The organism is Oscillochloris sp. ZM17-4 (genome assembly GCF_019599295.1).
Lineage (GTDB): Bacteria > Chloroflexota > Chloroflexia > Chloroflexales > Chloroflexaceae > Oscillochloris.
The window spans coordinates 18,941-24,187 of record NZ_JAIEWN010000021.1 but is presented as its reverse complement, the minus strand read 5'-3'; the positions used below and the strand labels follow the sequence as shown (position 1 = coordinate 24,187).

7 protein-coding genes are annotated in these 5,247 nt (G+C 68.6%); 6 read left to right on the top strand and 1 reads right to left on the bottom strand.

From position 1 onward, the window contains the following. The 5 genes from K2Z83_RS15895 to K2Z83_RS15875 all read left to right on the top strand — a co-directional run. On the top strand, nt 1-631 hold a 631-nt coding region (locus K2Z83_RS15895), incomplete at its 5' end, for an NADH-ubiquinone oxidoreductase-F iron-sulfur binding region domain-containing protein (protein ID WP_220596173.1). Between the two features lie 117 nt (nt 632-748). Then, nucleotides 749-1,450 (top strand): bidirectional hydrogenase complex protein HoxU, encoded by a 702-nt coding sequence (gene hoxU, locus K2Z83_RS15890; protein WP_220596172.1) that lies wholly within the window; start codon nt 749-751, stop codon nt 1,448-1,450. A gap of 84 nt (nt 1,451-1,534) precedes the next feature. Next, nucleotides 1,535-2,089 carry an oxidoreductase gene (locus K2Z83_RS15885; protein ID WP_255604059.1) on the top strand — a complete coding sequence of 185 codons (555 nt, stop codon included), beginning with the start codon at nt 1,535-1,537 and terminating at the stop codon, nt 2,087-2,089. 125 nt (nt 2,090-2,214) lie between these two features. Next, on the top strand, nt 2,215-3,636 hold the full coding sequence (locus K2Z83_RS15880) for a Ni/Fe hydrogenase subunit alpha (RefSeq protein ID WP_220596171.1): 1,422 nt from the start codon (nt 2,215-2,217) through the stop codon (nt 3,634-3,636). A 160-nt stretch (nt 3,637-3,796) separates the two neighbouring features. Next, a complete protein-coding gene (locus tag K2Z83_RS15875) occupies nt 3,797-4,225 on the top strand; it encodes a hydrogenase maturation protease (RefSeq protein WP_220596170.1) in 429 nt (142 codons plus the stop codon). A 16-nt stretch (nt 4,226-4,241) separates the two neighbouring features. Here the strand turns inward: K2Z83_RS15875 and K2Z83_RS15870 are convergent, their stop codons facing one another. Beyond that, on the bottom strand, nt 4,242-4,697 hold the full coding sequence (locus K2Z83_RS15870) for a MarR family transcriptional regulator (protein WP_220596169.1): 456 nt from the start codon (nt 4,695-4,697) through the stop codon (nt 4,242-4,244). Between the two features lie 186 nt (nt 4,698-4,883). Here K2Z83_RS15870 and K2Z83_RS15865 point away from each other — a divergent pair. Next, nucleotides 4,884-5,247, top strand: a 364-nt coding sequence (locus K2Z83_RS15865; protein ID WP_220596168.1) for an MFS transporter, incomplete at its 3' end; no start/stop codon positions are given.

Genomic DNA, 5,247 nt, shown 5'->3' with positions numbered 1-5,247 from the left:
GATCAATAATGTCGAGACCTTCGCCAACATCGCCTCGATCATCGAGCGCGGCCCAGACTGGTACGCCAACATTGGCACCGAGACCAGCAAGGGAACCAAGGTCTTCGCCCTCACCGGCAAGATCCGCAACACCGGCCTGATCGAGGTGCCGATGGGCGTCACCCTGCGCGAGATCGTCGAGGAGCTCGGCGGCGGCGCATCCGACGGCGGCGAGGTGAAGGCTGTGCAGACTGGCGGCCCCTCGGGCGGCTGCATCCCGGCTAGCCTCTTCGATACCCCGGTGGACTACGAGTCCCTGGCGAAGGTTGGCTCGATCATGGGCTCCGGCGGCATGGTCGTGATGGACGAGTCGACCAATATGGTCGAGCTGGCCAAGTTCTACATGGAGTTCTGTATGGATGAGTCCTGCGGCAAGTGTATCCCCTGCCGCGTGGGCACCGTGCAGATCCACCGCCTGCTCGAGAAGATCACCGCCGGCCAGGCCACCCCCGCCGACGTCGATCAGCTCCGCGATCTCTGCCAGCTCGTGCGCGACACTAGCCTCTGCGGCCTCGGTCAGTCGGCGCCCAACCCGGTGATCAGCACGCTCAGGTACTTCCCCGAGGAGTATGACGCGCTCATCGACTCGTAAGGGCGCAGCAGCGCTCATCGACCGCGTAAGGGCGCAGCAGCGCGAAGGCGAGCGACGAGTAGGAGAGATCCGCTCGCTGCTGCGCCCCAACATGTACTATAGAGAAGAGGAGCAGCCGTGGCTGCGAAAACACTTAAGATCAACGGCACCATGGTCAGCGCCCGTGAGGGCGAGAGCATCCTGGATGCCGCCCGCGACGCCGGCGTCGCTATCCCGACCCTCTGCCACCTCGACGGCCTCTCGGACGTGGGCGCCTGCCGGCTCTGCCTGGTCGATGTCGGCGGCCGGCTGCGGCCCGCCTGCACCACCGCTGTGGCCGAGGGCATGGAGATCCAGACCGACACCGAGCGGCTACGCTCCTACCGCCGCCAGATCATCGAGCTGCTCTTCGCCGAGCGCGGCCACGTCTGCGCGGTGTGTGTGGCCAGCGGGAACTGCGAGCTGCAGAGCCTGGCTGTCTCGCTGGGCATGGACCACGTGCGCTACGAGTATCTGGCGCCCACATGCAGCGTGGATATCAGCCACGAGCGCTTCGGGATCGACCACAACCGCTGCGTGCTCTGCGTGCGCTGCGTGCGCGTCTGCGATGAGGTCGAGGGAGTCCATACCTGGGATGTCTCCGGGCGCGGCACCTCGGCCCGCGTGATCAGCGACCTGAACCAGCCCTGGGGCGAGGCCGAGAGCTGCACCTCCTGCGGCAAATGTCTGCTCGCCTGCCCGACCGGGGCCCTCTTCAAGCGCGGGGCAACCGTGGCCGAGATGGAGCACGCCCCCGGCCGGATCGCCCTGATCGTCGAGTCGCGCAAGGTGCGCGGGTAGTAAGGGCGCAGCAGCGGCGCCCGGTAAGCACTTGTACGACATACACGATAGCGCGCCGCTGCTGCGCCCCTATCTGAGGACACTATGAACGATACCCCAAAGCTTAGGCTCGCGACCGTCTGGCTGGGCGGATGCTCGGGCTGCCATATGTCGCTGCTCGATCTGGACGAGTGGCTGATCGACCTGGCCTCCTACGTCGATCTGGTCTACAGCCCGATCGCCGACACCAAGATCTTCCCCGAGGGGGTTGACCTGGCCCTCGTCGAGGGCGCGATCGCCTGCGACGAGCATATGGAGATCATCCACCGGGTGCGCGCCAACAGCACGATCCTGGTCTCGCTGGGCGACTGCGCGGTGACGGGGAATGTCACCGCGCTGCGCAACCCGCTGGGCGAGGCCGGGCTGACTCTTCAGCAGATCTATGTTGACCACGGCGACCCGCGCGGGATCATCCCGGCCGAGCCGGGGATCGTCCCCGTGCTGCTCGACAAGGTCGTGCCGGTACACGCCGTAGTGCATGTGGACCGCTTCCTGCCGGGGTGCCCGCCGCCGGCCCCGCGCATCCGCGCCATGCTGGAGGCGCTGCTCGCCGGACGCGAGCCGGACGCCGAGGGCTCCGATATGCTGCGGTTTGGGTGATCCGCCCGCTGGGGCCACGCCCCATGCGCCTCCATGGTAGGGCTGCCGCCCTAAAAACCTCGGATTGTTTTGGCAAGATATGCCAGCGAAGCTGGCATATCTTGCCAAAACAATAAGGAATCTTTATGAGCCAGCGCATTGTGATCGACCCGGTGACCCGCATCGAGGGCCACGCCAAGATAAGCATCTACCTGGATGACGCGGGCGAGGTGAGCGACGCCCGCTTCCATGTGACCGAGTTTCGTGGGTTCGAGCGCTTCTGCGAGGGGCGGCCCTTCTGGGAGATGCCGGCGATCACCGCGCGCATCTGCGGGATCTGCCCCGTGAGCCACCTGATGGCCTCGGCCAAGGCGGGCGATGGCATCCTGGCCGTCGACATCCCCCCGGCCGCCGATAAGCTGCGCCGCCTGATGAACCTCGCCCAGATCGTCCAGTCCCACGCCCTGAGCTTCTTCCACCTGAGCGGCCCGGACCTGCTGCTCGGCTTCGACAGCGACCCGGCCACGCGCAATGTGTTCGGCCTGATCGCGGCCAACCCCGACCTGGCCCGCGGCGGGATCCGGCTGCGCCAGTTCGGCCAGGAGATCATCGAGCACCTGGGCGGGCGCAAGATCCACCCGGCCTGGTCGGTGCCGGGCGGCGTGCGCTCGGGGCTCTCGGACGAGTCGCGCATGGCCATCCGTCTCAAGCTGCCCGAGGCCCTCTCGACGGCCAGGGGCGCGATCGGCCTGTTTAAGAAGATGCTCGACCAGTACCCCGGCGAGGCGGCCAGCTTCGGCGCGTTCGACAGCCTGTTCCTCGGCCTGGTGGCCGACGATGGCTCCTGGGAGCACTACGGCGGCAAACTGCGCGTGGTCGACTCGTCCGGGGCGGTGCTGGAGGATCATGTGGATGCGGCGCGCTACGCCGAGATCATCGGCGAGGCGGTTGAGCCCTGGAGCTACCTGAAGTTCCCCTACTACAAGCCGCGCGGCTACCCCGACGGCATGTACCGGGTCGGCCCGCTGGCCCGGATCAACGTCTGCCGCTCCTTCGGCACGCCCCAGGCCGACGACGAGCTGATCGAGCTGCGCCAGCGCGGCGGGCAGACGATCAAGGCCAGCTTCCTCTACCACTACGCGCGCCTGGTGGAGATCCTGGGCGCCCTGGAGCGGATCGCCCGCCTGCTCGACGACCCCGAGCTCAGCTCGAAGCGCCTGCGCGCCGACGCCGGCGTGAACCGCCTGGAGTCGGTCGGCGTGAGCGAGGCTCCGCGCGGCACGCTCTTCCACCACTACAAGGTGGACGAGCACGGCCTGATCACCAGCGTGAACCTGATCATCGCCACCGGCCAGAACAACCTGGCCATGAACCGCACGGTGGCCCAGATCGCCCGCCGCTTCGTGCGCGGCCCCAAGATCGCCGAGGGCATGCTCAACCGGGTCGAGGCCGGCATCCGCGCCTTCGACCCCTGCCTGAGCTGCTCGACCCACGCCGCCGGCCAGATGCCGCTGGAGGTGAGCCTGTTCGATGCCGGCGGCGCGCTGCTCGATACGGTGGCGCGGTGATGATTGCAGATTGCAGATTGTAGATTGCAGATTGGCAACGCTGAAAGAGGCCGCATGATGGCTATGCTGCGCCGAAAATCTGCAATCTGCAATCTGCAATAAGAGGCCGCATGATGGCTATGCTGCGCCAAAATCTGCAATCTGCAATCTGCAATCTGCAATGGTCGTGGGCTACGGCAGCGTTCTCCGAGGGGACGACGCCGCCGGGGCGCGGGCGGCGGCGGCCGTGGCCCGCTGGGGGCTCCCCGGCGTGCGGGCCATCGTCGCCCACCAGCTGACTCCCGAGCTGGCCGAGCCGCTGTCGCGGGCGGGCCTGGCGATCTTTGTGGACGCCAGGGCGGGCGGGGGCGGGGTGCGCGCCCGCCAGCTGTCCCCGGCCGACACCCTCTCCTCGCTCGATATGCATATCGGCGACCCGGCGGCACTCCTGGCGCTGGCGCAGGCGCTCTACGACCGCGCGCCCCGCGCGTGGCTGATCACCATCCCGGCCCAGCAGTTTACGCTGGGCGCCCCGCTCTCGCCGCGCACCCGCCGCGCCCTGCCCATCGCCCGCCGGCGCATTCGGCGCCTGATCGAGGCGGCGCGCTGAGGTGGGCACGCTGCGCTCACCCGCGCTGCGCCCGGTCGAGCTGGGCCAGGATGCGCAGCAGGGTGCGCTGGTCCTCCTCGGAGAGTGCGTCGAGCCGGGACTGCTGCCAGTCCTCGTGGGCCGGCACCACCTCGCCGAAGAGCGCGCGGCCCTCGGGCGTGAGCGCGAGCTTATTCGTGCGGCCCTCGGGGCGGCGCCGCACCAGGTCGCGCCGCTCCAGCTTGTCGAGCAGCTGGGTGATGTTGCCCTGGGTCACCAGCAGGCGATCGGCTAGCTCGTGCTGGCTGATGCCCTCCTGCGCGCCGATCTGGGCGATGGCGTCGAACTGGGCGTAGGAGAGATTCCACCCGGCTAGGTGCCGCGCGGCGGCCCGCTGGTCGCGTCGGGTGATCCGCAGCATGTGCAGCCAGGCCAGCAGGCCGGGGCGGCGCAGGCTGCGGCGGTAGCGTGGCTGTGGTTCTTCGTTGCTCACGGCGAGACTTTAGCACTAAAGATTTTGCGTGTCAAGCCCCGACATCGGCGGGCGAAGGTTCGGGTACAATACGCGAAGCATTCAAACCGCATGGGGCTGGGGCTGGCCGGCGCAGCCGGCCAGCCCCAGCCCCATGCATCATCCGGGGCGGCGCAGCCGCCCCACCCCCACCGGGAGGTGGGTTTTATGACCAGATCCGAGGTGTCATCGCTCCCGGCGGCAGCCGTCGCCCGCCCGCTAGGCCTGATCGTGATCATCGGCGCGCTCTCGGCCTTCGGGCCGCTCTCGATCGACATGTACCTGCCGGGGCTGCCGGCGCTCACCAGCGACCTGAACGGCGCGGCATGGCAGGTGCAGCTGACCCTGAGCGCCTGCCTGCTCGGGCTGGCCGGGGGCCAGGTGGTGGCCGGCCCGCTGAGCGACAGCCTGGGCCGGCGGCGCCCGCTGATGATCGGCCTGCTGGCCTACGCCCTGGCCTCGGCGCTCTGCGCCCTCGCCCCAAATGTGCCGGCCTTGATCGGGCTGCGCTTCCTCCAGGGGCTGGCCGGGG